Genomic DNA, 24184 nt, shown 5'->3' with positions numbered 1-24184 from the left:
TCTTCCGGCCAACAGAGTTCAGTTTCAATTTTGAGGAGTTCGACATGAGCAATGAGATCAGCAACAACGGCAGCTTCAACGACATGGCCAACAATGGCGTCATCATCAGCGAGTCGGCAAAGCCATTGCCAGCGGGCGTCACGCTGCCCCTATATATGGACAATCACGCCACGACGCAGATGGACCCCCGCGTCCTCGAAGCCATGCTGCCGTACTTCACCGGCAAATTCGGTAACGCAGCAAGCCGCAACCATGCCTTTGGCTGGGAAGCAGAGCAGGCTGTCGAAAAGTCCCGCGAGCAGATCGCCAAGCTGATCGGCGCTACCGCGAAGGAGATCATCTTCACCTCCGGCGCTACGGAGTCGAACAATCTCGCGATCAAGGGCATTGCAGAGATGTACCGCGAGCGCGGCAATCACATCATCACCCAGGCGACCGAGCACAAGGCGGTTCTCGACACCTGCAAGCGTCTCGAGAAGAACGGCTACCGCGTCACCTATCTTCCGGTGCAGGCAGATGGTCTCATCGACATCGAAGACCTGAAGCGCGCGATGGACGATCAGACGATCCTCGTCAGCATCATGTATGCCAACAACGAGATCGGCGTGGTTCAGCCCATGGCCGAGATCGGCAAGCTTTGCCACGAGAAGGGTGTGATCTTCCACTCTGACGCTGTGCAGGCGGTTGGCAAGATCCCCGTCAACGTCCAGACCGACAACATCGACGTTCTTTCGCTGACTGCCCATAAGATCTACGGCCCGAAGGGTGTTGGCGCACTGTATGTCCGTCGCCGTAACCCCCGCGTCCAGATCCAGGCGCAGATCGATGGTGGCGGTCACGAGCGCGGTATGCGCTCCGGCACCCTCAACGTCCCGGGCATCGTCGGACTTGGCGCAGCCTGCGAGATCGCCGGACAGGAGATGGAAGCTGAGTCCAAACGTCTCATCGAGCTTCGCGAGTACATGAAGGCGAAGTTTGAAAAGGCTCTCGACTACGTCCACGTCAACGGCAACATGGATCACCACCTTCCCGGCAACCTCAACATGAGCTTCGTCTATGTCGAGGGTGAGAGCCTGTTGATGGGCATCAATGACATCGCTGTCTCGTCCGGTTCGGCCTGCACCTCGGCCACCCTCGAGCCAAGCTATGTCCTCAAGGCCCTTGGCCTTGGCGACGATGTAGCGCATAGCTCGATCCGCTTCGGTCTCGGCCGTTTCAACAACAAGGCTGAAGTCGATTACGTATCCGACAAGGTGATCGATGTTGTTCTGAAGCTCCGCGAACTGTCTCCGCTGTACGAGATGGTCAAGGAAGGTATCGACCTCACGAAGATCGAGTGGGCCGCCCACTAAGTTCCTATTCATTTCAGTTCTATAGAATCAGCATCAAGTTCAAGGAGAACACCATGGCATACAGCGACAAGGTAGTAGATCATTACGAAAATCCCCGCAACGTCGGCACATTGGACAAGGGGTCGGACGAAGTCGGAACTGGCCTCGTTGGCGCACCGGAGTGCGGCGACGTCATGCGTCTCCAGATCCGCGTGAATCCTGAGACCCAAGTCATCGAGGATGCCAAGTTCAAGACCTTTGGCTGTGGTTCGGCCATCGCCTCCAGCTCGCTCGCAACTGAGTGGGTAAAGGGCAAGACCATCGCCGAGGCTCTGACGATTACGAACACCGACATCGTCAAGGAACTCGCCCTCCCACCAGTCAAGATTCACTGCTCGGTTCTCGCAGAAGATGCGATCCGCGCCGCGATCGGCGACTGGAAGAAGAAAAACAACGTAGCTGAAGCAGAAGGCGTCGCAGTTTCCGCTGCTCACTAATTTTTGAGCAGCAGGCAGCAAACCTCACCGTCGACAGATATCTGTCGACGGTGAGGTGTTTGTGGCGCCTCCTCGTGAATGATCATGACAATCTGATGACACCATCGCCGCTCGTGCGCTGATAGCATCGCGTCGGATGACATCCTTTGCGCAATCCAGGCAGCGTCGCAACTATGCCGTACTGCAGGCGGGACGCGCCATTGCGGCTCTTCTGGTGGTGCTCCATCACGTTTCCAGCTTCGTCGGTGGGGAACCCCGCCTCTGGAGCTATCCCCAAATTGGCCGCTGGCTCATGGGTACGTCGCTTGGTGTCGCCTTCTTCTTTGTGTTGAGCGGCATTGTCATCCTTACGGCCCACTGGCACGATATCGGCGACGCGGCCACTGTTTGGTCGTATGCGACGAAGCGTGTCCTCCGAATCTACCCGATCTACTGGCTCGTTCTTGCCCTCGTCCTGTGCGGCCAGTTGACGCACGCCGACCTGCAGTTTCCTTTCCATCGCGACCCGTACGTGGTCCTCTCCAGCATCCTCCTCATCCACATTCATTCGACTGAAACGAACCTTGTCGTTGCGTGGACGCTCTTCCACGAAATGGCCTTTTATGCCGTCTTTGCCACGCTTCTGATCAACAGACGGATCGGCGTCTTTCTGCTCACCCTCTGGTTCTGCGCCTCACTTGTAAGTCTTTTCAAAGACGGCGCACAAACCTCCGCGACCTTTCCTGCGATCCATCTGTTATTTGGCTTTGGCATGTTTGCTGCATGGCTTCTCCAGAAGAAGCAAGTCCCCGTTCCTCGGCTGATGTTGCTCGCCGGGACCTTCCTTTTCTGTGCTGCGGTCGCTTATTCCGGACAGATAGGATCTCTCACCCCCCGAACCTACATGGTTTCCGGCTTTGGCAGCATGCTCGCTCTGCTCGGGGCGTCGGAGATGGAGCGATTCCAACGTCTTTCCATCCCGCGGTGGCTCGTATTTCTGGGAGACGCCTCGTACGCGATCTACCTCATTCACTATCCGGTGATCTCGCACCTGGCGCATCTCTGCTTTCGCCTCGACGCGCATCTCCACCTCCCCGTCGGTCTCTGGATGCTGATGCTGCTTCTCGCCGGAACAGGTGCGGGCAGCCTTTTACACGTAGTTGTCGAGCGGCCGCTGCTAAACTGGTTGAGACGCTCTGGTGCAACGTCTGCTCGGCAGGTCACGCAGACTGCCTGACTGTCCTCGCATCATCCGTCAGACAGGTGCATCCTATATCTATGTCTTCCGTCCAAATTAACGCGACGACCAGCAACTCCATGAGTGCTCCGGCAATCGAGGCGGCCAATCCGCTCGTCGGCATAACGCTGCTCAACCCCAATGGCCTCTCGGAAGAGGCAGCGGCAAAGGGTGTGCGCCTGACCCCGAAGGCGTTGAAGCGCATCCGCGCCGCCATGGCCAAGGAGAATGTTTCGCCCGAAGAGGGTGGCCTGCGTCTCGGCATTCAGGGTGGCGGCTGCTCCGGTCTCAGCTACAACATTCGCTTCGATTCGAAGGCTCGGGAACGCGATCGCACCTTCACCTTTGACGACGCAGTCATCCAGCCAATTCGCATCTTTGTAGACCCCAAGAGCTTTATCTATCTCACGGGCATGGTTCTCGACTTTGAGGAGACCCTGATGCGCCAGGGCTTCAACTTCATCAACCCGCAATCTACCAAGAGCTGCGGCTGCGGATCCTCATTCTCCACCTAGTCGACCCGCCTTCTATGGACTTTTTTACTTTCTTCTCGCTTCCCCGGAAGCTCACGCTCGATGTCCCTGCTCTTGAGCAGAGCTTTTACGCGCTGAGCCGCAAGCTCCATCCCGACCGCTTCGCCGCAAAACCCGCAGCGGAGCAGGAGGCGGCGCTCGCGCAAAGCTCCCTCCTCAACGATGCCTACCGCACGCTCAAAGATCCGATTCTGAGGACGCAGTATCTTCTCACCCTCGAAGGCGTCGAGCTTGAGGAGCAATCAAAAGCAGCAACGGAAGCCGCTCGCACCAGCGGGGTCGCCAAGAAACAGATCGTTCCGCCGGACCTTCTCGAAGAGGCCTTCGAACTCAACATGCAGCTCGAAGAGATGCGTATGGCGAAGAAGATGGGCGAGGACGACCCGCAGCTTCGAAAAGACCTGCTCGCCGCTAAGCAGACGTTCGATGGAAAGATGGCTGAGACTCAGGCCAATCTCGAACAGCTCTGGACGAAGTGGGACACAGGAACGGGCACCAACGACAATGCAGTAAAAGACGCGGCAAAGGACGCGATGGTAGCCCTGCTGAATCGCCGCAGCTACCTGCGCAACCTCGTCCGCGACGTCAATGAAGCGCTCGACTAAGCAGTGCTCATCACAAGGATCAAGTAATGGCAGATGAACAGAACAGCCGCGTAGTCGGCATCGACCTCGGCACCACCAACTCGCTGGTAGCCTTTATGCAGGGCGATACGCCGGTGGTCATTCCCGGAGAGGACGGTGAGCGTCTCGTGCCCTCCGTCGTCGCATGGACGGACAACGGCATGGCCATCGGCAACGCCGCTCGCGCCACGCTGCTCACCGATTCGAGCAACGCCGTCTACTCCGCTAAACGTCTGATGGGGCGCGGCATCGACGACATTCAGGCCGAACTCAAGCTCTTCCCCTTCAAGCTCGTCGAAGGCCTGAAGCAGGATGAGGTGCTGAAGCTGAACGTTGGCGGCCTCACCCTGACCCCTCCCGAGATCTCCGCTTACGTCCTGATGCAGCTCAAGAAGAACGCCGAGCGCTTTTTTGGCGCACCGGTCACGAAGGCAGTCATCACCGTTCCTGCCTACTTCAACGATGCGCAGCGGCAGGCCACTAAGGACGCCGGTCGCATCGCCGGTCTCGACGTGCTGCGACTCGTCAACGAGCCGACCGCAGCCGCTCTAGCCTATGGCCTCGACAAGCAGAAGGATGGCGTCATCGCCGTCTACGACTTCGGCGGCGGTACCTTCGACGTCTCCATCCTCAAGCTCCACGAGGGCATCTTCGAGGTCATTGCGACTGGCGGCGACACCCACCTCGGTGGCGACGATATCGACAACCTCCTCATCGCCATCGCGCTCGACGACATTGCAGGCGACCTCGGCGAAGATCTTCGCTCCAACGGAGAGGCCGTCCAGGCCATCCGCAAGGCGGTGATTGAAGCAAAGATCGCCCTCTCCTCGGAGCCGCTCGCAAAGATCGCGCTCATCCTTCCAAGCGGCAAGCCCTACGCCCGCGAGATCACTCGCGAACAGTTCGACCAGCTCTCCGCAGGCATCATCGCCCGCACCGCCGGTCCCGTTCGTCAAGCTCTCAAAGATGCCGTGCTCGAGCCTGAGCAGATCGACGAAGTCGTCCTCGTCGGTGGCTCGACCCGCATCCCGGCCGTCCGTACTCTCGTCGACGACCTCTTCCATCTCACAGCCCGGAGCAAGAAGCCGCATACCGACCTCAATCCTGACGAAGTCGTCGCCCTGGGCGCAGCCGTCCAGGCGCAGATTCTTGCCGGGGGCTCCGCCGCTACGGAGGACCTGCTGCTCCTCGACGTCACCCCGCTCTCGCTCGGCATTGAAGCGCTCGGCGGCGTCGTGGCGAAGATCATCCAGCGCAACTCCACCATCCCGGCAAGCGCAACCGAGCACTTCACCACCGGCGTCGATGGCCAGACCAACGTTGCCATCCACGTCGTCCAGGGTGAGCGCGAGCTTGCCAAGGACTGCCGTTCTCTCGCCCGTTTCGACCTGAAGGGCATTCCGCCCATGGTCGCCGGTCTGCCGCGCATCGAGGTCAAGTTCCTGATCGACGCGAACGGCATCCTGCACGTCTCCGCACGCGAACAGCGCAGCGGTAAAGAGGCTGAGATCGAGGTCAAGCCGACCTACGGTCTCACCGACGAACAAGTGGAGACGATGATTCTGGATTCCTTCGACAACGCAGAGACCGACATCAACGAGCGCCAGGTCATCGAGGCGAAGAACGAAGCAGAGACGATTCTCACAGCCGTCAGCAAGGGCAAGAAGCACGCCGCATGGCAGCAGCTCACCAGCGTCGAAATCGAGAAGATCGAAGAGCAGGTGGAGGGGCTTAAAGCCTCCGTCATGGGCGGCGACTACAGGACCATTCGCACCGCCATCGAGCGCCTCGACAAGGCCACCCGCCGCTTCGCCGAACTCATGATGGACACCACGCTGGCCGGAGCCATGAAGGGCCAGACGATGGAATCCGCAGGCGAAGGTCTCGGCGAGGGACCCTCCGCACCGCATCCGTTCGCCAAGGCTCAGTTTGACGATTCCAAGAAGTAACGTTCCAATCAAGTAAGGTCCCACTGCGGACAGGCCTCGCGCCAGAACGGAAACCAAGTTATGTCTGATAGCAAGAAAACGCTCGAACCCGTCGACCTCTCGAAGCCAGCAGCCGAGGGCATGGTTCGCGTCACCTTCCAGCCCGAGGGCAAGACCGTCGAGTTCCCCTTTGACACGCTCCCCTACGAGGGGCATGGCCTGCCCATGTCCTTCCTCGATGTCGCCGAGAACTACGACATCTTCCTCGACCACGCCTGTGGTGGCGTCTGTGCCTGCACCACCTGCCATCTTTGGATCAAAGAGGGAGCCAAGGGCGTCAGCGAGCCCGAAGACCTCGAACTTGACCGCATGGAGACTGCAGCCGATATCCAGCTCAACTCCCGCCTTGGCTGCCAGGCCGTCATCGAGCGGCCCGGCACCTACACCGTCGAGATCCCCAAGTGGAATCGCAACTACGTGCAGGAAGGCAAGCCCTCGCACGGTCCCGGGGCCTAGGCAGGCCTCCCATCGCTGGAGAGAACGATCGCTCTGCCGATCGTTCTCTCGTTAGCTTGTCGAGTTCGGGAACGGTGAGTTCGCGATCAGGTCACAGAAGTTCGGGCTCTTGTAACCGGGAATGTACCGCTCGCAGACATCGGCCTTCACCGTGCCCCACGTTGAAGCCGGCTTGTGTGCGAATCCGCCGAAAAATGCTGTAACGATCCCTTCCTTAAAATTCTCGCGCGGATACTCCGCGACAATCTGCTCTCTCAGGGCTTCAGGGAAGGCGTCAAAGCCCTCGCCTAAAACATCCAGACCCACACCGGTAAACAGCAAAGCGACCTCAGGCTTCATGTACTGTGTAATGCCAGGCGTTGTGTGCAGCGCAATCGCCTCCCATGCAGTCTGCGCCGTCTCTGCAGCAATGCCGTGCGCCGTCAGGAACTGTCGTGCCGCATTCGCACCGTCTACTTCGAATCGCTCCGCTTCACTGGAGTATTCACTTAGAAGCCCCATGTCGTGGAACGCCGCGCTCACGTAGAGCAGTTCGGCATCGAAGCGAAGCTGTTGCTGTCGGCCCTGCTCCGACGCGAACAGGTAGACGCGATTGGAATGGTTATAGAGCAGGTCGGTTGAAAATTCACGAAGGATGTCGTGGGCCTCGCGAGCAAGCTTGGTATCAGGAATCACGTTCGTTATCGATGTAGTCGTCATGTCAATCTCCTTGAGGAATCCGTTTCCATAGCCAAGGTAGATCCGCGCACCCGGGTACGCCACGACGCGGATACAGCAAATTAGGACATGCACTACCGCTCTCCTAGAATGGCTCGATGAGGAAGATCGTCATCGTCGGGCCGCCTCCCGTGCAGATTCTCGACGTTACCGGTCCGCTCGAGGTCTTCTCCAGCGCACCCGGCTACGAGGTGCAGCTTGGCAATCCCGGGCCGGAAACGTCACTGCTGACGAACCGCAGAATCTCCCTCACGGAAGCCCTGCCGACCACTCAGATCACCGGCCCGATCGATACGCTGATCATCGCCGGCGGTCCCGGCGCCGAGATGGGCGTCTACGACGAGGCCTTTCTAGCTTGGATCACCGAAGCAGCCTCGCGCTCCCGTCGCGTCGCGGCCATCTGTACCGGCGCGTTTCTCCTTGCCGCAGCAGGTCTGCTCGATGGCAAGAACGCGGCCACCCATTGGAAGTTCTGTGATCGTCTCGCGAAGGAGTTTCCGAAGGTTCTTGTCCGGCCTGAGCCGATCTTCCTCAAGGACGGTGCCATCTACACCTCGGCCGGAATCACGGCGGGCATCGACCTTTCGCTCGCTCTCGTAGAAGAAGATCTCGGGCACCAGGTAGCTCTTGACGTCGCAAGATCACTCGTCATGTTCCTCGTACGTCCCGGTGGACAGGCCCAGTTCAGTCACATGCTCTCGCATCAGGCCGTCACCTCGCGGCCTCTGCGAGAGTTGCAGGTGTGGATGATCGAGAACCTGCGCGAGGATCTAAGCGTCGAAAAACTCGCAGAACGTCTCGGCATGAGCGCACGACACTTCACGCGCGTTTGCCTTCACGAAACGAAGATGAATCCGGGGCAGTTCGTCGATCGCATGCGCGTTGAAGCCGCACAGCAGATCATTGACAGCTCCGCAATGGGCCTGAAAGAAGTCGCTGATGCAAGCGGCTTCCAGACCGCAGACGCGATGCGCCGCACCTTTATTCGCGTCATCGGCATTACCGCCGGAGAGTACATGGACCGCTTCAAGCGCCCGGCGATTCGCTAAACTATCCTTGAGGAGATTTACATGCCCCGCGAAATCGATTGGACAGACACCGAAGAGATTGGCATTCAGCTACAGGAGAAGTACCCGGACCTCGATCCCTATACCGTCCGCTTCACCGATCTGCATCGCTACGTCACCGAGATTCCGGGCTTCATCGGCGACCGAGCCAAATCAAACGAAGGTCTCCTCGAAGCCATCCAGACCGCCTGGCACGAGGAATACGAGGACGCCAAGTAGTCTCTGCTTAGCTTTTTCGACGCAGGATCTGCCTCGGCAGCTTCGAGCCAGTAGCCGTCAGGACACCAAAGCAGAGCGCGCCCCAGCAGAGCGTCCCGGCTCCGATCATCAACACATCTCCCGTGTGGCCATGCGGGAGATGCAGGTAGCGCACGCAGGCAGCAGCGCCACCGTATCCTGCGACCGCAGCGAGAGTTGCTCTCGCCAACTCCCAGCCTTCCAACCCGGAGACAGGAACGAGTCCGCGCCGGTCAAGCTGCAGAGCCATGGTCAGCGTCAGCAGCAGAATGCCAATATCCGACGCAATCGCTAGTCCCACCATGCCCATGCGGTGGAACAGCACGCTGTAGATCGGGATCGAAACGACCGTCACCACCCACCCCGTAATCGCCGGAACCCGTGTGTTGCCTGCCGCATAAAACGCTCGCGAGTAGAATCCCTGCGCCGCCCACAGCGCAATCGACACCGCAAAGATAATGAAGTAGCTCGCCGTCTCGGCAGCGTCCTTTTGACTGAACGAACCACCGCGAATCAGATCCACAATGGGTGAGGCAAGCGCAATCATCCATCCGGTCGCCAGCAGCGAGACTGCGATGACCCGCGAGGCGGATCGGTTTACGGCATCAGCGAAATCAGTCAATCGCCCCTGGCTGAAGAGCGCCGCAAAGAAGGGAAGTGACGCCGCGCCTGCAGCCTGTCCGAGAATGCCCATCGGCGCGTTGAAGAGTGTCTTCGCCACGCTCATCCGCGAGATGCCGCCTGCGTCGCCCGAGGCAAAGTAAGCAAGGATCCACTTGTCCGCCATCGTCAGGGAGACGCCGATCATCAGCGGCAGCGACATGCGTAGCCACTCCACAAACGCCGGATCACGCAGGTTGAAGACTGCCTGGTACCGCATCCCATTGCGATACGCCCCAAAACCGTTGATCAGCAGCGAGCCAACAAACGCTCCCGCGACTACACCAATCGCCAGCGAGTAGACCCCAAAGCGAGCCGAGAAGAAGACCGCTCCGGCAATAATGCCGACGTTATAAAGAACGGGCGTGACGGCCTGGTAGAGAAAGATCTTGCGCACCAGCAGCTTCGATCCGAGCACACCACCAGCGAACCAGAAGAGCTGCGCCGGCAACAGCATCCGCGTCAGCGAGGTACATAACGCCGCCGCCTCCGGGCCAAACTGGTGGAACGCAATCCGCGTATACAACGGCGCAAAAATCTCGCCAATCAGCACGCCGATTCCCAGTACGACCAGCATCCCGTTCAGCACGACGGATAGCGCGCGATCGCCCCCAGCCTCATCATCAGCCTGCCGGTAGCGATTCAGGATCGTCACCAGCGAGATTGAAGCCACCCCACCAACCAGGAAATAATTGATCATGTCCGGCAGTTGGAACGCCGCATAGTAGGCATCCGTTACCGGCCCCGCTCCGAAGAGATGCGCAATGTACTTCGTCCGCACCAGCCCGAGAACACCCGAAGCGATCGTGGACGCCATCAGCAGCAGCGTCGCCGAAAAGGCCGTATGTGTGGCCGAAGGTCGCAGCATCGCAAACATGCCGCGTCGTTGCACATGCTTCGTCAGATCGGAGGTTGGGTGCTCGGCCAAATCAGGAGGTCATCTCAGAAAACTCATACACACTCACGATTCTAGTGGTCGAGTCTATCCCGATGAGATAGCAGTGGAGATGCTGCCGCAGTCCGGGGATCTAAACTGCTTCGCTTCCGGGATTTGCGTTGATGTGCTTCAACGTAACGCCACGTAACTCAGGCATGACAATCGGTGCACTGATCGGGATGGCCGTGAAGTTCCTTGTGTCCACGGGCATGGGAGAAGTCGACGTCGCAGGCACATCCGTAGACATCCAGCCCCCATGGGACTCTTCAGGACGCGGGGCTCGCACCTGCTTCACCGATGAAGATACGGAACGCTGCGCCACTCTAAAGCTGACAGTCTGCCGTCTGCTACACGAAAGGCAGCGCACCGGATAGCGCATCATCAGCAGCGGAATCATGTCCTTAGCTTTCAACCGCGAGCGGCGAAAGCTTAGTCCAGCACAATCCTGGCACTGCGTTCCCATATTTGTTTTCTCGTGTTTTCCGGAGGATGTCATGACTCGGTCCTTTACAGTTACGTCGAATAGAGGAAAGGGAATGCAGAAAGCCGATCAATTGCTGAGACTCGGAACCTGTCTCAATATGTGCCAGCTAAGAGAACAAATCGTCGGAGCTTGATAAATCGCTCAACTCGGGACGCTGCGTTCGTGGTGCCCGAATCGATTGCAGCGCACCCTTCGAAGCCGGCACTGAGAGCATGCTCAACAGCTCCTTCATATCCTTCTGCAGTCGCAGCAAACCTTTACGGCTAACACTCGGAGTCGACTCGCTCTCCAGGATCGCTAAGGAGAGTTGCGGCTCCTTATGTCGTTGTTCCGTCTTCAGTGTCTGTCGTGCGCCGGGGATGGTAAAGCCCTCGTCGTACAGCAGAGTCTTGATACGTAATGCCATCTCAACATCTCTTCGCCGATACAGCCTCTGACCAGTCCCGCCCTTGTTCGGCTTAAGCTGGGGAAACTCGCTCTCCCAGAACCTCAGGACATAGGTCGCAACTTCACACAGAGCTGCAACCTCCCCGATCCGGAAGTACAACTTATCTGGAATCGCAGACGTCTCTCCCCTGGATCCAGGAGCGGTCCGCCGTGTCGTCCCATGCTGCGCCATGCATGTCTCCGGAGCCGGTGACGCCCGGCTTTGCCGTATCTGCGACTAACCAGAGTATAGGCCTAGCCTGAGCCGGTGGAACAGGACCTTTTGTCTCGTTACCACATACTTGGCTTTGCCTACTCCTTCGTAACCTAAGGCGTCAGGTAGCCTGGTGTCGCCTCTGTCGCGACTCGCAGCCGGAATGAAGTCACCGTGCTGAGCAGAATCGCGAGGAGCCGATGCAGCAACGCCATTCGCGCGGAACTCTCCACGGCCCGCCTGCGTATCGTAAAGTGTTGCGACAGCAACTTATGTATCAAGAGGGACGGGTCAGATGCGCCAGACGATCGTAGCAGCGGCAATCATCCTCATGGCAGCGAGCCTTACCGGCTGTCGTATTGACACTGATAAAAGTGGTAACGGCGACAACGTGAAGATCGCCACACCCTTCGGGGGCATGCAGGTCAAGACGGACCAGACCAACGTTCTCGCTGGCATCGGTCTGCCGGCCTACCCGGGAGCTACACTCGTCCGCAAACAGAAGGACAACGGCAAGGATGAAGACGGGGCCGCCGATGTCAACATGAGCTTCGGGAGCTTCCAGCTCAAGGTCAAAGCTGCCTCGTACCGAACCCCCGACAGCCCCGAGAAGGTTCTTGCCTTCTACAAAAAGGCGCTCAACCGCTTCGGGAACGTCATTCAATGTCAGGATAAGCACCCCGTAGGCACGCCTACCCGCACCAACGAAGGCCTCAGTTGCGACGATGATAACCACAACGGTAGCGGTGACGGAGGTCTTCACATAAGCGGCAAAGACCTGCAAATCAACGGAAGCGGCAGCGACAAGGACACCAAGTTCCAACTCAAAGCCGGTTCGAAGAAACACCAGCATATCGTCGACATCAATCCCGAAGACAGCGGCACTAAGTTCGGGCTGGTCTCACTTGATCTGCCGATCGACTTCCACTTCGGCACCGACGACAATGACAAGCACGACAGCAGCCAGAACGACAAGCACGAGAAGGAGCAGTAGCCTCCAGCTTGCCGCACCCTACAGGCTGGGATAGCTTTAGAACGTATGCAGAAAATTTGTCACCGATGTGGCGGCGATCTACCCTCTGGTGACGGCATCAGGCTCTTCTGTCCCCACTGCGGATCGCCGCAGCTTTACCTCTCCGAAGACTACTTCGCCGATCAGGCTCCCGTTGCCAATGCCGACACCACTGGAGCCCTGCCCCCGCCGCTGCCCAGGCAGGTGGACTGGCAGGCGGCATTTCGCTGCTCGGCCATCGTGGCGGCCATCGCTGCCGCTCTTCTCATCCTCTCCCTCCGCATCCCGGCTTTCTCGTTTCTCAGCACCATCTGGATACTCACTGCGTCCACCTCGACGCTCGCGCTCTACCATCGCCGCCGTCCCCTGGCATGGATGGATGCCGCCGTCGGAGCCCGCATCGGCCTCACCGCCGGAGCCGCAGTCATCCTCCTGACCGGCATCTCCATGGCGATCGCTGGCCTCGTCGCCCGCTTCGGCCTCCATGCCATGGCCGGCTTCGACGCGGGATTCGCTCAGATCCTTACGCAGGCAAAGGTCGCTGCCAGCCAGACTGCCGCAGCCCAGCCCGCCGAAATTCAGGCAGAAATTCTGAAGTTCTACGACCTCCCTGAGTTTCAGTCAGGAATTCTCCTCGCGACCATGGCGTTCATGGCCATCCTGCTCCTTCTCTTCTCGACCTTTGGCGGAGCTGTCAATGGACTCCTGCGAACCCGCCGGCGCGCCCGCCTCTAGCAACTGGAGGCGGCAGGCTGCAACTGCTAGAATCGACCCCAACCGCTATGACTGAGTCTCTCCAGACCCCGAAACTTCGCCACAAAGGCCGTCTCATGTCGGCCTCCGAGATCGAACGCACCCTCGTCCGCCTTGCCCACGAGATCGTCGAGAAAAATGATGGGAGCGCCAACCTCGGCCTCGTTGGCATCAAGCGTCGCGGGATTCCGCTTGCTCAACGCCTCGCCTCCTTGATCGGCAAGATCGAAAAGCACCCCGTCGACACCGGCATTCTCGACATCAGCTTCTACCGCGACGATCTCTCGACCGCCGGCCCCCGCCCCACCGTAACCCCAGGCGAGATCGGCTTCGACATCGCCGGTCGCGACATCGTCCTCTGCGACGACGTCCTCTACACCGGACGCACCATTCGCGCCGCCCTCGACGCGCTCTTCAGCCACGGCCGCCCCAAGAGCGTCCAACTCCTCGTGCTCATCGACCGCGGCCACCGCGAACTCCCTATTCAGGCCACCTTCACAGGCCGCACCATCCCCACCTCCCGCCGCGAGATCATCGAGGTCAAGCTCAACGAGATCGACAGCGACGAACAAGTCCTTCTCGTAGAACTGGCAGACTAGCGTTTCCTCCTCGATATCGCAGGGCAGGATTGCAATTTCTCCTTCGGAAAGGAAACGCGGTATGCACGTCCTTCGCGTCAAAGAAATGGAATCAGGAGTAGGAAGGCGACTTGCCATCGCCCTCCTGATTGCGTCCTCGTCGGCAGGACTGACGCCCGCAGTTGCTCATGCTCAGCATGACGTTCACGCTATGCTTGTCGCTCAACCTGATCGTAAGCCTGCACATAATTTCGATCTTGCTGCCGCCGATGGCAAGATCGTTCAAGTAGCGGAGTACCGGGGGAAGGTTGTCCTTTTGAACTTCTGGGCGACGAAATGCGGAGGTTGCATCCTTGAGATACCTTCCTTCATGGAGCTCCAAAAGGCATATGAAAAGAGCGGTTTTACCGCTGTTGGCATCTCTGCAGATATCCCTTATGAAGGATTGAAGAGCCCCGATGAAGCCTGGGGACTCGTGCGGCCCTTTATGGCCAGCCATAAACTCAACTATCCCATTCTGATGGGAGATGGCGCAGTGGTCGACGCTTACGGATTCCCGTCTTATCCCGCGACTTATTTGCTTGATCGCTCCGGGAAGATCGCTGCGACCTATGTTGGGGTCGTTAGTAAGGATGATGTTGAAGTAAACATCAAGAAACTTCTGGCCGAGCGTTGATCCGGGCATCATCAAGCGGACCTTCTGCCATGTCGCTCATCTCTTCTTGTGTCATCCTGAAGGAGCATTGCGCCACACTTATCTCATGAACCTCGGCTCCCTCCTCACCGTCAACGGTCTCCCCATAGCCGAAGTAGCTCACCTCCTCGCCCTCACCACGCAGATCGAGAAGATGCACCCGGGCGAGCGAGCAAAGCTTCTGCAGGGCCGCCGCATCGCTCTCCTTTTCTACGAGTCCAGCACCCGCACCCGCACCTCCTTCGAACTCGCCGCCAAATCGCTCGGGGCCACCACCACTCTCGTCAGCGACAAGTCCTCCTCGATCGAAAAAGGTGAGTCCCTCAAGGACACCGGCCTCACCCTCCGCGCCCTCGGAGCCGAGTGCATCATCCTCCGGCACCCCGCCTCCGGCGCACCGGAGCTCCTCGAACGCACCTGCAACCTCCCCGTCCTCAACGCCGGCGACGGCATGCACCAGCACCCGTCCCAGGCTCTGCTGGACCTCCGCACCATCCTCACCCGCCTCAACCTCGATGCCGCAACCGCACACGCAAAGTCCTTGGACGGCGTCACCATCGTCATCACCGGCGACATTCGCCACTCCCGCGTAGCCCGCTCGAACGCCATGCTGCTCCCCCGGCTTGGAGCCCGCGTCATCCTCTGCGGCCCTCCGGAACTCCTCCCGCAGCACGCCATCGAAGGTCTCGCCACCGACCCCGCAGCCACTGGCTGGATCGAGATCATCCGCGACTTCGACCTCGCGCTTACGCTCGCCCACGCCGCCCCGCATGGTTGTGTCGCCATGATGCTCCGCATCCAGCGCGAACGCCTCGCCGGCCTCGAACTCGACCTCGCCGACTACATCGCCCACTACCAACTCACGACGGAGCGCCTCGCCACCCACGCCCCCAACGCCCTCGTCATGCACCCTGGCCCCATGATCCGCGGCCTCGAGATCGCCGGTGAAGTAGCCGACTGCCCCAATTCCGCCATCGAGCAACAGGTCACCCATGGCCTGGCCATCCGCACCGCCCTACTCGTCCGCGCCTTAGGTGCCACCCCATGACCCCAGACCTCCTCATCCGCAACGCCCACGCCCTCGACCCCGCCACCGGCCTCGATAGTCCGCGCGACATCCTCATCCATCACGGCCGCATCGCCGCAATCGAACTCCCCGGCATCCTCCCCGCAGGCCCTGAAGAACTGGACGCCACCGGCCTTACGCTCGCCCCCGGCTTCATCGACATCCACGTCCACCTCCGCGAGCCCGGCCAGACCTATAAAGAGACCATCGCCACCGGTACCCGCGCCGCCGCCGCCGGAGGCTTCACCACCGTCGTCGCCATGCCCAACACCCTCCCGGTCAACGACTCCGTAGCCTCCCTCCACTGGATGCTCTCCCCGGCCCGCAACGCCGCCGTCAACCTCTGCGCCATGCCCGCCGCCACCCTTGGCTCGCTGGGCGAAACCCTCTCCGACTACGAAGCCCTGGCCAACGCCGGAGCCGTAGGCTTCACCGACGACGGCAAGCCCGTCCTCGACAGCGACATCATGTGGGCTGCACTCGTAGCCTCCGCCCGCCTCGGCCTCCCCATCTCCCAGCACGCCGAAGACACCCGCCTTACCGGTGGATGCAGCATGAACTTCGGCCCCGTAGCCTTCCGCCTCGGCCTCCGCGGTATGACCATCGAAGCCGAATCGAACATCGTCGAGCGCGACATCCAGCTCCTCCGCGACATCGAAAAGGTCGAAGGCCTGCGCCCCCACCTCCACGTCCAGCACGTCTCGACGGCCAAAGCACTAGCCGCCATCCGCCTCGCCAAACAGCAGGGCCTCCACGTCACCTGCGAAGCCGCCCCACACCACTTCACCCTCACCGACGAGGCCCTTGAGCACTTCGACACCAACGCCAAGATGAATCCCCCCCTCCGCGCCGAGTCCGACCGTCAGGCAGTCATCGCCGCCATCCTCGACGGCACCGTGGACTGCATCGCCACCGACCACGCCCCCCACGCCGCCTATGAAAAAGAGGTCGAGTTCGAGCGCGCCCCCAACGGCATCACCGGCCTCGAAACCGCACTTGGTCTCGCCCTGCGCATTCTCCACCGCGACCACGGCCTGCCCCTTGCGAAGATCGTAACCCTGATGAGCACAAACCCAGCGCAGCTCATCAAGCTTCACGATCGCGGCAACCTCAAGCCCGGCAGCCACGCCGACCTCGTCCTCTTCGCCCCCGCCGCCGCGTGGACCTACAGCGCCGAAGTCAGCCTCTCCAAATCCAAAAACTCCCCCTTCGACGGCGCCCCCATGCTCGGCCAGATCCACACCACCCTCAGCGAAGGTCGCATCGTCCACCGCGCCTCTTAACGCGTGGGAGCGTGGGGCTTCAGCGCCATGTGACGGGATAGGCTCGGCCTCTTCACTCTTGACGGCTCCCAACCCGATTGATACTCTCTCTCCCAACGGAGAAGGTATATGACTCGCTACTCCCGCCGAAGCTTCCTTAAGACCAGCATCGCCGCAGGCGCCGTTCTCGGCGTCACCGGCACGCAGCCACTCTTCGCCGAACCCCAAACCGCCACCGACTGGGTAGAACTCGGCCACTCCGGCGTCAAGGTTACGCGGCTCGCCTTCGGCACTGGCAGCGTGGGCGGCCAGGTCCAGCGCAACCTCGGACAGGCGGAGTTCACCCGCCAGGTCCGCTACGCCTACGATCACGGCATCCGCTTCTTCGAGACAGCCGAGTCCTACGACGACATGCACCGCCGCCTGGGCATCGCCCTCGAAGGTCTCCCGCGCGACAGCTACCGAATCATGTCGAAGGTCACCACCCGCGACGGTGTCGACCCGCAGGCCAAGATCGACGAGCTCCGCAAACTCGCCCGCACCGAGTACTTCGACATCCTCCTGCTCCACTGGCAGCACACCGGCACCTGGCCTGTGGAAAGCCTTCGTTGGCAGGATGGCATCGCCGAAGCGCAGCACCGTGGCGCGGTCGTCAAGCGTGGCGCCTCCGTCCACGGCCTGCCTGCCCTCAGACAGGTTCCCGGCAACAAATGGCTCGACGTCGCCATGATCCGCGTCAACCACAACGGCACCCACATGGACGCCGAAGAGCACGACGCCCCCGTCCTCGGCAACGTCCCCGAGGTCGTCTCCCACGTCCGGCAGGTCCGCAAAGAGGGCATGGGCGTCATCAGCATGAAGCTCGTCGGCGAGGGCGTCTTCAATCACCAGGATCGCCAGGCCGCCATGCGCTTCGCCTTCCGTACCGCAGGCGTCCAAAGCGTCACGGTGGGCTATAAAACCACAGGCGAGATCGACGAAGCCATCAACAACCTGAACCTCGCCCTCGCCTAGCTCGGGTGCCCCATCCTTCGCAGCCTGACCGCGAAGGGTGGGATCGAACAAATCATCTATCGCTGACACCCCTCTAAACTGTCATCCTCAGCAAAATCTAAGGACCTGCGGTTGTTTTGGTCTCCGCGCTTCTCTGTCATTCCCGAGAAAATCTGCGTTTATCCTCCTTGCATTGCAAGCGAAGAATCGGCAGAATGGTCGCGCAAGAAGCTCACGCCAAGGAGACACCATGAGCGCCCTCCAAGCCTCCCCGCGCATCAGTCCATTCCTCTGGTTCGACCAGAACGCCGAAGAAGCCGTAGCCTTCTACACCGGCATCTTCCCCAACTCTCGCCAGCTCACAGGCTTTCGTTCCCCCGTGCAAACCAGCGTTCCCGAGGGCAAGATCCTCGTCATCGACTTTGAGCTAAATGGCCAGAAATTCACAGCCATGAACGGCGGCCCGGAGTTCAAGTTCACCAAGGCTATCTCCTTCGTCGTCACCTGCGAAGACCAGCACGAGATCGATCACTATTGGGCCAAACTCTCCCAGGGCGGTAAAGAGATCCAGTGCGGCTGGCTCGAGGACCGCTTCGGCCTTGCCTGGCAGATTGTCCCCTCCCGCTTGGGTGACCTCCTCAAACACCCCAACGCCATGCTGGCCATGATGCAGATGGTCAAACTCAACATCGCCGAACTGGAACAGGCAGGCCAGTCCTGACCCGAAGCAGCCTCGCCCGACCAACTGTCCCCGTTCCGCCCTTCGGACTTCGGCTTTGTTGTTTCCGGCGACCCACGCGGCGTGGGCCTGGCGCAATTCAGGAAACTAAAGCGGCAATCCCCAGGCAGATAATGGACGCCGAAACGACTCTGCGCCACGTGAAAGCCTCTCCGAGGAAGAGCCGTCCAAGTACGATCGCCCAGAGAACGCTCGTCTCGCGCAACGCGGAAACAATCCCCACATCGACATAGTGGGTGGCCCATAAGACAAGTGTGTAGGCAGCCAGTGAGAACGCTCCCGCTCCCGCAGCACGCGGTAGATTCTCGATTGTGACAACCTTGACGGGAACCCGCAGCAGGAGCAGAACAACAGGCATCAGGAGATAACTGGCAAAGACCCATGCCGTGTAGGAGAGGGTGTTCTGCGAACGCTGAATGCCCATGCCGTCTGTAACGGTATAGGCAGCGATCACTGCTCCGGTAGCAAGGGCCGAGAGAGTGGCACGCGTGCCCGCCCTGTCTTTCCCGGTTGAGAGAAAGACGATGCCGGAGGAGATCATCGCAACGCCACCGATTGCGAAGAGGGTGGGCCTCTGATGCATGAAAACGAAGGCGCCGTAGGTGACCATCAGGGGCGAGATGCCGCGAGCGATGGGATAAGCGCTGCTGAAGTCGCTGAGGCGATAGTTCTGCAGCAGGAGAAGGTTGTACACGACGTGAAGGACGGCGGATAGGGCGATGCACATCCAGGCTGATCCAACTGGAAAAGGCACGAAGGGAATACAGATCAGCGCCAGTACGCCCATGCAGGTGGACATGTTCGCCATAAACTGCGAGCGGTTACTGCTGCCCTTGAGCTGGGCATTCCAGGTCGCATGAAGGAGGGCGGACAGAAGGACGAGAGTTACAGCGGACTGATGCATGAAGCAGGCCTCGGGATTGGGTATAAGGCAGACCTACGGCCTTACAACCACCCCCTCTAGCCTTTTATGCTTCGGGTGCCAGCCGGCTTGCGGCTGCTGTAGCGCTCGGTCCTGCCCGTTGGGTTACGGCGGAACCCTAGCCACCTCAGGTTGATGAATCCATACTAGGGACGCAACGTCAGCCGCGCAAATCATGCGACCTGCGAAGAGACGTGCCGGACGTTACGCCAGCACGCCCGTTGTCTTCGCTACACTCACGATCGTCTCAAGAGCCTGATCGATCTCGGCCCGCGTATGCTCGCTCGTCATGATCGTTCGCACGCGAGCCCTGCCCTCTGGCACCGTCGGAAACGCAATCCCCGTGGCCATCACGCCCGCGTCAAACAGCGCCTTCGAAAAGTCCATCGTCTTTCGCCCATCGCCCAGGATGATCGGCGTAATCGGCGTCTCGCTCTTCGGCGTCGTCACTCCGCCAACATCAAAGCCCGCGTTCGTAAGCTGCTCCTTGAAGTACCACGTGTTCGACCACAACCGCTCGATCCGCTCCGGCTCACTCTCGAGCAGATCGAATGCGGCAATGCACGTCGCAGCGACACTCGGCGGATGCGAGGTCGAGAACAGGAACGGCCGCGCTCGATGGTAGAGATAGTCAATCAAATCGCGGCTTCCACACACATAGCCGCCCAGCGAAGCAATTGCCTTCGACAACGTGCCTACCTGGATATCGACCTTGCCATGCGCCCCGAAGTGGTCGACCGACCCGCGCCCGTTACGCCCCAGCACGCCGCTCGCATGCGCATCGTCGACCATCATGATCGCGCCATACTTCTCCGCCAGCGTCGCCAGTTCGCCAACCGGACCGATGTCGCCGTCCATCGAAAACACGCCGTCCGTGATGATCAGCTTCCGGCCTGGCTCGTTCTCGATCTCTTTCAACAACTCTTCGGCGTGCGCAACGTCCTTGTGCCGGAAGACCTTGATCTTGGCCTTCGAAAGCCGCGCTCCGTCAATGATCGAAGCATGATTCAACTCATCCGACAGGATGAAGTCATCCTTACCAAGAATCGAAGAGACTGTTCCCGCATTTGCCGTAAACCCTGACTGAAAGACCACGCAGGCCTCAACGTTTTTGAACGCCGCAATCTTCTCCTCAAGCTCCATGTGGATGCGCATCGTGCCCGCAATTGTCCGCACCGCACCCGAGCCGACACCGTACTTCACCGTCGCCGCAATCGCCGCCTCGCGCAGCTTTGGATGATTGCACAGGCCCAGGTAGTTATTAGAGGCGAGGTTAATAACCCGCTTGCCATCATAGGTGCAAACCGGAGCCTGCTCATCCTCCAGCACCCGCAGTTTGAAGAAGGTTCCGCGAGCTTTGAAGTCATCAATCTGTGCAGTCAAATGGGCAAGCTGGGGGCGCGTAGCGGTCGCAGTAGTCATGTTCACCATGCTAAACCTTCAGCGAATCCTGAATCGCATACGGTACGTTTGTACATATCGGCATCAAACTAAAGTTGAACCTCACAATCTGCCGTAATCAATCAGGAAATAGAAGAGGACCGAACATGATCTCTCAGGCCATTACCCGCTACACCACAGCCACCGCAATTGCCTTGATGCTTCTTACCGGCTGCAAATCAAAGCAGGACGCCGCAATCGACACCGCAAAACAGCAGGCAGCCGCCACCGGCCAGGCCCAGCAGGTGATCTCCGTCGATAAGAACGGCAACACCACGACGACCATCATTCAGCCGCCAGTCCCCGGACAGACCGCACAGGCCGTCACGACCACCGTGACCCCCGGCGCAGGGCCCGCACCTGCCTACAACGGACAGCAGGGGATGAGCGGCCCGCCACCACAGGGACAGCCGTCCAACTATCCGCCCGCACAGCAACAGCAGCAAGTACAGACCGGCCCTCCCGCTCCCGGATCGAACCCGATCATTCGTCCCGCCGACGTCAATGTGGCCGCCGGAACCTCGCTCACCATCCGCATCAACCAGCACATCAGCGTCAAGACGAGCCGCCCTGGAGACCGTTTCACCGGCGAGGTCGCCGAGCCGGTTGCAGGTCGCAACAACCAGATCGTCATCCCGCAGGGAGCGCGCGTCGAAGGCGTCATCGATGCCTCGCACCGCCGCGGGCACTTCAAAGGACGTTCGATCCTCTCACTTCGCCTCACCTCGCTCTACCTCAATGGCCAGAGCTACCCGCTCGACACGCACGACCTCTCCCGCTCGAAGAAGGGTAAGGGCAAACGCTCTGCAGCCTTTATCGGCGGTGGCGCAGGCCTCGGCATGCTGGTCGGCGGCGTAGCAACAGGCGGCGTCGGCCTGCTTGTAGGTGGACTCGTCGGTGCAGGCGGTGGAACAGCTCTCGGCGGACTCACCGGCAATCGCGACATCGAGATTCCGGCAGAGTCGATCATGCGCTTCCGTCTCGCCGACGATCTGGTTCTCCAGCAATAGCAAGCGCCCTATACATGTTCCACGTGGAACATTCAAGATGTTCCACGTGGATAACTGGACAGGTGCCGAACTACTAACCCCCTCGCTTGATCCCAGACCTCTTCATCCCCACCGCATCCGACCAGCCAGTGCATCTCCGGCTCCCGTCGGAACCACGTCCCCTGCCGCTTGGCGTAGTTGCGATGCCCCTGCTGGGCGCGCCTGATAGCGTCATCCCGCGTGCATTCGCCTCGCAGCACAGCAATTGCCTCTGCGTAGCCGAGCGAGGTGAACGGCCTGCACTCAAAGCCATATCGCTCCACCAACTGCTCCGTCTCCTCAACCAGCCCGCGCTCGAACATCGCCGCAGCGCGCAGGTTGATGCGCTCATACAACCGCTCCCGAGGCGGATTCAAGCCGAGCCGCAGGATGCCGTACCCAGTCAACGCATCGCGGCCCTTCTGCCACTGCTCCGTCAGGGGCTGTCGCGCCGCCAGGCTGACCTCAATGGCGCGAATCGCCTTCGACACATCGTTGGGATGAATGACCTTCGCCGCAGCAGGGTCGAGTCGGCACAGGATGCGGTGCAGATACGCCGCGCCTTTGCCTTCCGCCCTCTTGCGCAGGCGATCCCGAAGCTCGTCCTGGCGCGGCGGAGAGGGGAAGAGCCCATCGATCAGCGCGCGCAGGTAGAGGCCCGTACCGCCCGCGACGATGGGCAGGTGACCGCGCTCACGGATGCCGATGAGCGATTCGCGGGCGAGATGGCTGTAGTCTCCGGCGGTGCATGCCTCGTCCGGCCAGACGACGTCGATCAGGTGATGGGGAACCAGGGAACGCTCTGCGACGGAGGGCTTGGCCGTGCCAATCTCCATGCCGCGGTAGACCGCGACCGAGTCGCAGCTAACAATCTCCCCGCCGAACTCTTCCGCTAGATGGATGGCGAGTGCGGTCTTCCCGCTTGCCGTTGGGCCTGCGAGAACGATGAGCGGCGTGTCTACCAAAGCCGCCACCATCCGAGAGTGAAGACCCGTGCAGCTCCCGCTCGCCAGAGGCTGCCCGCGAGGACAAGGGCTGCGATCACGAGGAGGCCACGTACCTGTCGCCGTCGCTGTTGCAGTTCCGCAGGGGTGTCCACTACTCCTGCTTCATGTTAACCAGGTAGTGAATACGCAGGGTCAAATTTGGGCCGTGAAATTCGCTGGGCAGCGGAGGGAACTGACCCACGCCAGTGACCGATCCCCATGCGGCACGGTTGAGTGCATCGTCGTGGGACGAGCCTTCGAGGACCATGCCGTCGTTGCTGCCGTCCTGAACATGAAGCCTGCCGTCGGGCATGATCGTGATGCGAAGCTGGGTGACGCCCTGCTTGTTGAGCGGCGGGCGGGCCTCTTCGGGGATCAGCGGGATCCAGGTGTTGTAGATCTGCCGCATGATCTTTTTCAGGTAGGGGTCGAAGTTGACGCCCATCGTGTCCGAGAGGATGTCGACCCCGGTACCGACGCCTGACTTCGAGGGCGTGATGCCGTTGCTGTAGTCGCCATTGCCGCCACGATCCTTGGTGGCACCCTGTATGGCATCGCGGATGGTGCTCCCGGCGCTCTTGCTGCCACCACCGAAGTTCGGCGAGGGCTTCGGTGCATCGGGAACCTTCTCCAACTGAGGCTGGGTAGGCCGTTCAATCTGCGGCAGCGGCGTCTGCTGCGCCTGCTGGACCGGCGGTGGCGGAGGAGGTGTCGCTGCCTGCTGCGGCTGCGGCGTCGCAGGCAGAGGCTTCGGAGCCGGTGCAGCCTTGCGCATGGCCTGGAGGGTCTTCTGATCGACCTGGTGTTCGGCTGGCTGCTTCGGTGCCTTGCCGCTCTTCTGAGCCTGCTGCAACTGCTTCGCTATATCGCGCGGGACCTGCAACTCGGTCATCTCACGCTGCTTCAATACGTCGAAGGGGTTGACGAGGCGCGGCTGGTGAAAAAGGATTCGGGGACCGTAAAAGACGAACCACGAGACGATGATGTAGACAAAGACCGAGATGTAGATGGATTCGCGAAAGCGGGCTTTGGAGCGCTCGTCATCAAGCGTATCCAGCAGACGAACGATCTCATGTTCCTCAAGCTCGCCATAGCGGCCAGTGCGGACCTTGGTCGTCTGGGATGATTCGACCGGGTTCGGGGGTGTTTCGAGAAAAGGTGCAGGCATGAGCTAGTAGGTAAGACGCTTGTTGGACCGATAAAGTTCGGATCGTCGCCGCATCGGGAAAATGGACGCATTAGATTCGAGTTGCACCGATCCCGGTTCTATTTTCTCATCCTTTGCAGCTTCGGTGAGAAGTTCACACTCCTCAGCGCCGCACACG

Annotated in this window: 27 protein-coding genes; 18 read left to right on the top strand and 9 right to left on the bottom strand. The window is 60.3% G+C overall.

The window, feature by feature from the left end; translation table 11 throughout:
* The first annotated feature begins 83 nt into the window (after positions 1–83).
* The 7 genes from OHL20_RS06135 to OHL20_RS06105 all read left to right on the top strand — a co-directional run bounded on the left by OHL20_RS06135 (position 84) and on the right by OHL20_RS06105 (position 6644).
* Positions 84–1352 carry an IscS subfamily cysteine desulfurase gene (locus OHL20_RS06135; protein WP_263384958.1) on the top strand — a complete coding sequence of 423 codons (1269 nt, stop codon included), beginning with the start codon at positions 84–86 and terminating at the stop codon, positions 1350–1352.
* Between the two features lie 53 nt (positions 1353–1405).
* The gene (gene iscU, locus OHL20_RS06130) at positions 1406–1828 is read left to right on the top strand and encodes a Fe-S cluster assembly scaffold IscU (protein WP_263382316.1); all 423 of its coding nucleotides are present in this window, start codon (positions 1406–1408) and stop codon (positions 1826–1828) included.
* A gap of 136 nt (positions 1829–1964) precedes the next feature.
* Complete coding sequence (locus tag OHL20_RS06125; RefSeq protein WP_263382315.1) at positions 1965–3044, top strand: acyltransferase family protein; 1080 nt, start codon at positions 1965–1967, stop codon at positions 3042–3044.
* 41 nt (positions 3045–3085) lie between these two features.
* Positions 3086–3559 carry a HesB/IscA family protein gene (locus OHL20_RS06120; RefSeq protein WP_263382314.1) on the top strand — a complete coding sequence of 158 codons (474 nt, stop codon included), beginning with the start codon at positions 3086–3088 and terminating at the stop codon, positions 3557–3559.
* Between the two features lie 14 nt (positions 3560–3573).
* A complete protein-coding gene (gene hscB, locus OHL20_RS06115; protein ID WP_263382313.1) occupies positions 3574–4182 on the top strand; it encodes a Fe-S protein assembly co-chaperone HscB in 609 nt (202 codons plus the stop codon).
* A 26-nt stretch (positions 4183–4208) separates the two neighbouring features.
* Positions 4209–6149 (top strand): Fe-S protein assembly chaperone HscA, encoded by a 1941-nt coding sequence (gene hscA / locus OHL20_RS06110; RefSeq protein ID WP_263382312.1) that lies wholly within the window; start codon positions 4209–4211, stop codon positions 6147–6149.
* A gap of 60 nt (positions 6150–6209) precedes the next feature.
* On the top strand, positions 6210–6644 hold the full coding sequence (locus OHL20_RS06105) for a 2Fe-2S iron-sulfur cluster-binding family protein (protein ID WP_263382311.1): 435 nt from the start codon (positions 6210–6212) through the stop codon (positions 6642–6644).
* A 51-nt stretch (positions 6645–6695) separates the two neighbouring features.
* Here the strand turns inward: OHL20_RS06105 and OHL20_RS06100 are convergent, their stop codons facing one another.
* A complete protein-coding gene (locus OHL20_RS06100) occupies positions 6696–7343 on the bottom strand; it encodes an HD domain-containing protein (protein WP_263384957.1) in 648 nt (215 codons plus the stop codon).
* A gap of 116 nt (positions 7344–7459) precedes the next feature.
* On the opposite strand from OHL20_RS06100, the gene OHL20_RS06095 reads away from it, so the two are divergent.
* Positions 7460–8410 (top strand): GlxA family transcriptional regulator, encoded by a 951-nt coding sequence (locus OHL20_RS06095; protein ID WP_263382310.1) that lies wholly within the window; start codon positions 7460–7462, stop codon positions 8408–8410.
* 21 nt (positions 8411–8431) lie between these two features.
* Complete coding sequence (gene iscX, locus OHL20_RS06090; RefSeq protein ID WP_263382309.1) at positions 8432–8647, top strand: Fe-S cluster assembly protein IscX; 216 nt, start codon at positions 8432–8434, stop codon at positions 8645–8647.
* Positions 8648–8654: 7 nt separating this feature from the next.
* On the opposite strand, the gene murJ is transcribed toward iscX, so the two are convergent.
* The 3 genes from murJ to OHL20_RS06075 form a co-directional block, all read right to left on the bottom strand.
* On the bottom strand, positions 8655–10253 hold the full coding sequence (gene murJ / locus OHL20_RS06085; RefSeq protein WP_263382308.1) for a murein biosynthesis integral membrane protein MurJ: 1599 nt from the start codon (positions 10251–10253) through the stop codon (positions 8655–8657).
* Positions 10254–10353: 100 nt separating this feature from the next.
* On the bottom strand, positions 10354–10725 hold the full coding sequence (locus OHL20_RS06080) for a hypothetical protein (protein WP_263382307.1): 372 nt from the start codon (positions 10723–10725) through the stop codon (positions 10354–10356).
* Positions 10726–10852: 127 nt separating this feature from the next.
* Positions 10853–11365, bottom strand: coding sequence for a MerR family transcriptional regulator (locus OHL20_RS06075; protein ID WP_263382306.1), 513 nt, complete (start codon positions 11363–11365; stop codon positions 10853–10855).
* 316 nt (positions 11366–11681) lie between these two features.
* Here OHL20_RS06075 and OHL20_RS06070 point away from each other — a divergent pair, with 316 nt between their 5' ends.
* The 8 genes from OHL20_RS06070 to OHL20_RS06035 all read left to right on the top strand — a co-directional run bounded on the left by OHL20_RS06070 (position 11682) and on the right by OHL20_RS06035 (position 18465).
* Entirely contained in the window at positions 11682–12380 is a 699-nt protein-coding gene (locus OHL20_RS06070; RefSeq protein WP_263382305.1) for a hypothetical protein, read from the top strand.
* Between the two features lie 45 nt (positions 12381–12425).
* A complete protein-coding gene (locus OHL20_RS06065) occupies positions 12426–13133 on the top strand; it encodes a hypothetical protein (RefSeq protein ID WP_263382304.1) in 708 nt (235 codons plus the stop codon).
* Positions 13134–13180: 47 nt separating this feature from the next.
* Positions 13181–13750 (top strand): bifunctional pyr operon transcriptional regulator/uracil phosphoribosyltransferase PyrR, encoded by a 570-nt coding sequence (gene pyrR, locus OHL20_RS06060; RefSeq protein ID WP_317890937.1) that lies wholly within the window; start codon positions 13181–13183, stop codon positions 13748–13750.
* A 190-nt stretch (positions 13751–13940) separates the two neighbouring features.
* Complete coding sequence (locus tag OHL20_RS06055; RefSeq protein ID WP_263382303.1) at positions 13941–14405, top strand: peroxiredoxin family protein; 465 nt, start codon at positions 13941–13943, stop codon at positions 14403–14405.
* Positions 14406–14490: 85 nt separating this feature from the next.
* The gene (locus OHL20_RS06050; protein ID WP_263384955.1) at positions 14491–15471 is read left to right on the top strand and encodes an aspartate carbamoyltransferase catalytic subunit; all 981 of its coding nucleotides are present in this window, start codon (positions 14491–14493) and stop codon (positions 15469–15471) included.
* Positions 15468–16772, top strand: coding sequence for a dihydroorotase (locus OHL20_RS06045; protein WP_263382302.1), 1305 nt, complete (start codon positions 15468–15470; stop codon positions 16770–16772). The genes OHL20_RS06050 and OHL20_RS06045 overlap by 4 nt, the downstream gene beginning before the upstream one ends.
* 108 nt (positions 16773–16880) lie before the next feature.
* Complete coding sequence (locus tag OHL20_RS06040; RefSeq protein WP_263382301.1) at positions 16881–17765, top strand: aldo/keto reductase; 885 nt, start codon at positions 16881–16883, stop codon at positions 17763–17765.
* Between the two features lie 229 nt (positions 17766–17994).
* The gene (locus tag OHL20_RS06035) at positions 17995–18465 is read left to right on the top strand and encodes a VOC family protein (protein WP_263382300.1); all 471 of its coding nucleotides are present in this window, start codon (positions 17995–17997) and stop codon (positions 18463–18465) included.
* Between the two features lie 97 nt (positions 18466–18562).
* Here the strand turns inward: OHL20_RS06035 and OHL20_RS06030 are convergent, their stop codons facing one another.
* Both OHL20_RS06030 and OHL20_RS06025 read right to left on the bottom strand, forming a co-directional pair.
* Positions 18563–19387, bottom strand: a complete 825-nt coding sequence (locus OHL20_RS06030; protein ID WP_263382299.1) for a DMT family transporter — start codon at positions 19385–19387, stop codon at positions 18563–18565.
* A 222-nt stretch (positions 19388–19609) separates the two neighbouring features.
* A complete protein-coding gene (locus OHL20_RS06025) occupies positions 19610–20827 on the bottom strand; it encodes a glycine C-acetyltransferase (RefSeq protein ID WP_263382298.1) in 1218 nt (405 codons plus the stop codon).
* A gap of 125 nt (positions 20828–20952) precedes the next feature.
* Between OHL20_RS06025 and OHL20_RS06020 the strand changes: the two genes are divergently transcribed.
* The gene (locus OHL20_RS06020) at positions 20953–21855 is read left to right on the top strand and encodes a hypothetical protein (protein WP_263382297.1); all 903 of its coding nucleotides are present in this window, start codon (positions 20953–20955) and stop codon (positions 21853–21855) included.
* Positions 21856–21887: 32 nt separating this feature from the next.
* On the opposite strand, the gene miaA is transcribed toward OHL20_RS06020, so the two are convergent.
* Genes miaA through OHL20_RS06005 form a run of 3 tightly spaced genes read right to left on the bottom strand, consistent with a single transcriptional unit; the run spans position 21888 to position 24027 of the window.
* On the bottom strand, positions 21888–22838 hold the full coding sequence (miaA, locus tag OHL20_RS06015; RefSeq protein ID WP_263382296.1) for a tRNA (adenosine(37)-N6)-dimethylallyltransferase MiaA: 951 nt from the start codon (positions 22836–22838) through the stop codon (positions 21888–21890).
* A complete protein-coding gene (locus OHL20_RS06010; protein ID WP_263382295.1) occupies positions 22832–22972 on the bottom strand; it encodes a hypothetical protein in 141 nt (46 codons plus the stop codon). The genes miaA and OHL20_RS06010 overlap by 7 nt, the downstream gene beginning before the upstream one ends.
* On the bottom strand, positions 22972–24027 hold the full coding sequence (locus OHL20_RS06005) for a TonB C-terminal domain-containing protein (protein ID WP_263382294.1): 1056 nt from the start codon (positions 24025–24027) through the stop codon (positions 22972–22974). The genes OHL20_RS06010 and OHL20_RS06005 overlap by 1 nt, the downstream gene beginning before the upstream one ends.
* Positions 24028–24184: the final 157 nt, after the last annotated feature.

The sequence above is a fragment of the Granulicella arctica genome (assembly GCF_025685605.1).
GTDB classification, from domain to species: Bacteria; Acidobacteriota; Terriglobia; order Terriglobales; family Acidobacteriaceae; genus Edaphobacter; species Edaphobacter arcticus.
Note: the sequence above shows the minus strand (reverse complement) of the source record. Positions and strands in the feature narration are given on the sequence as shown.

What these genes read in the sequence shown, in the direction of transcription:
- OHL20_RS06035 (WP_263382300.1), top strand. Translation starts at nt 17,995, where the DNA reads ATGAGCGCCCTCCAAGCCTCCCCGCGCATCAGTCCATTCCTCTGGTTC.
- iscX (WP_263382309.1), top strand. Translation starts at nt 8,432, where the DNA reads ATGCCCCGCGAAATCGATTGGACAGACACCGAAGAGATTGGCATTCAG.
- OHL20_RS06025 (WP_263382298.1), bottom strand. Translation starts at nt 20,827, where the DNA reads ATGACTACTGCGACCGCTACGCGCCCCCAGCTTGCCCATTTGACTGCA.
- OHL20_RS06080 (WP_263382307.1), bottom strand. Translation starts at nt 10,725, where the DNA reads ATGGGAACGCAGTGCCAGGATTGTGCTGGACTAAGCTTTCGCCGCTCG.
- OHL20_RS06005 (WP_263382294.1), bottom strand. Translation starts at nt 24,027, where the DNA reads ATGCCTGCACCTTTTCTCGAAACACCCCCGAACCCGGTCGAATCATCC.
- OHL20_RS06075 (WP_263382306.1), bottom strand. Translation starts at nt 11,365, where the DNA reads ATGGCGCAGCATGGGACGACACGGCGGACCGCTCCTGGATCCAGGGGA.
- OHL20_RS06065 (WP_263382304.1), top strand. Translation starts at nt 12,426, where the DNA reads ATGCAGAAAATTTGTCACCGATGTGGCGGCGATCTACCCTCTGGTGAC.
- pyrR (WP_317890937.1), top strand. Translation starts at nt 13,181, where the DNA reads ATGACTGAGTCTCTCCAGACCCCGAAACTTCGCCACAAAGGCCGTCTC.
- OHL20_RS06050 (WP_263384955.1), top strand. Translation starts at nt 14,491, where the DNA reads ATGAACCTCGGCTCCCTCCTCACCGTCAACGGTCTCCCCATAGCCGAA.
- OHL20_RS06045 (WP_263382302.1), top strand. Translation starts at nt 15,468, where the DNA reads ATGACCCCAGACCTCCTCATCCGCAACGCCCACGCCCTCGACCCCGCC.
- OHL20_RS06095 (WP_263382310.1), top strand. Translation starts at nt 7,460, where the DNA reads ATGAGGAAGATCGTCATCGTCGGGCCGCCTCCCGTGCAGATTCTCGAC.
- OHL20_RS06120 (WP_263382314.1), top strand. Translation starts at nt 3,086, where the DNA reads ATGTCTTCCGTCCAAATTAACGCGACGACCAGCAACTCCATGAGTGCT.
- OHL20_RS06040 (WP_263382301.1), top strand. Translation starts at nt 16,881, where the DNA reads ATGACTCGCTACTCCCGCCGAAGCTTCCTTAAGACCAGCATCGCCGCA.
- OHL20_RS06100 (WP_263384957.1), bottom strand. Translation starts at nt 7,343, where the DNA reads ATGACGACTACATCGATAACGAACGTGATTCCTGATACCAAGCTTGCT.
- hscB (WP_263382313.1), top strand. Translation starts at nt 3,574, where the DNA reads ATGGACTTTTTTACTTTCTTCTCGCTTCCCCGGAAGCTCACGCTCGAT.
- OHL20_RS06105 (WP_263382311.1), top strand. Translation starts at nt 6,210, where the DNA reads ATGTCTGATAGCAAGAAAACGCTCGAACCCGTCGACCTCTCGAAGCCA.
- OHL20_RS06055 (WP_263382303.1), top strand. Translation starts at nt 13,941, where the DNA reads ATGCTTGTCGCTCAACCTGATCGTAAGCCTGCACATAATTTCGATCTT.
- OHL20_RS06030 (WP_263382299.1), bottom strand. Translation starts at nt 19,387, where the DNA reads ATGCATCAGTCCGCTGTAACTCTCGTCCTTCTGTCCGCCCTCCTTCAT.
- iscU (WP_263382316.1), top strand. Translation starts at nt 1,406, where the DNA reads ATGGCATACAGCGACAAGGTAGTAGATCATTACGAAAATCCCCGCAAC.
- OHL20_RS06135 (WP_263384958.1), top strand. Translation starts at nt 84, where the DNA reads ATGGCCAACAATGGCGTCATCATCAGCGAGTCGGCAAAGCCATTGCCA.
- OHL20_RS06070 (WP_263382305.1), top strand. Translation starts at nt 11,682, where the DNA reads ATGCGCCAGACGATCGTAGCAGCGGCAATCATCCTCATGGCAGCGAGC.
- hscA (WP_263382312.1), top strand. Translation starts at nt 4,209, where the DNA reads ATGGCAGATGAACAGAACAGCCGCGTAGTCGGCATCGACCTCGGCACC.
- OHL20_RS06020 (WP_263382297.1), top strand. Translation starts at nt 20,953, where the DNA reads ATGATCTCTCAGGCCATTACCCGCTACACCACAGCCACCGCAATTGCC.
- OHL20_RS06125 (WP_263382315.1), top strand. Translation starts at nt 1,965, where the DNA reads ATGACATCCTTTGCGCAATCCAGGCAGCGTCGCAACTATGCCGTACTG.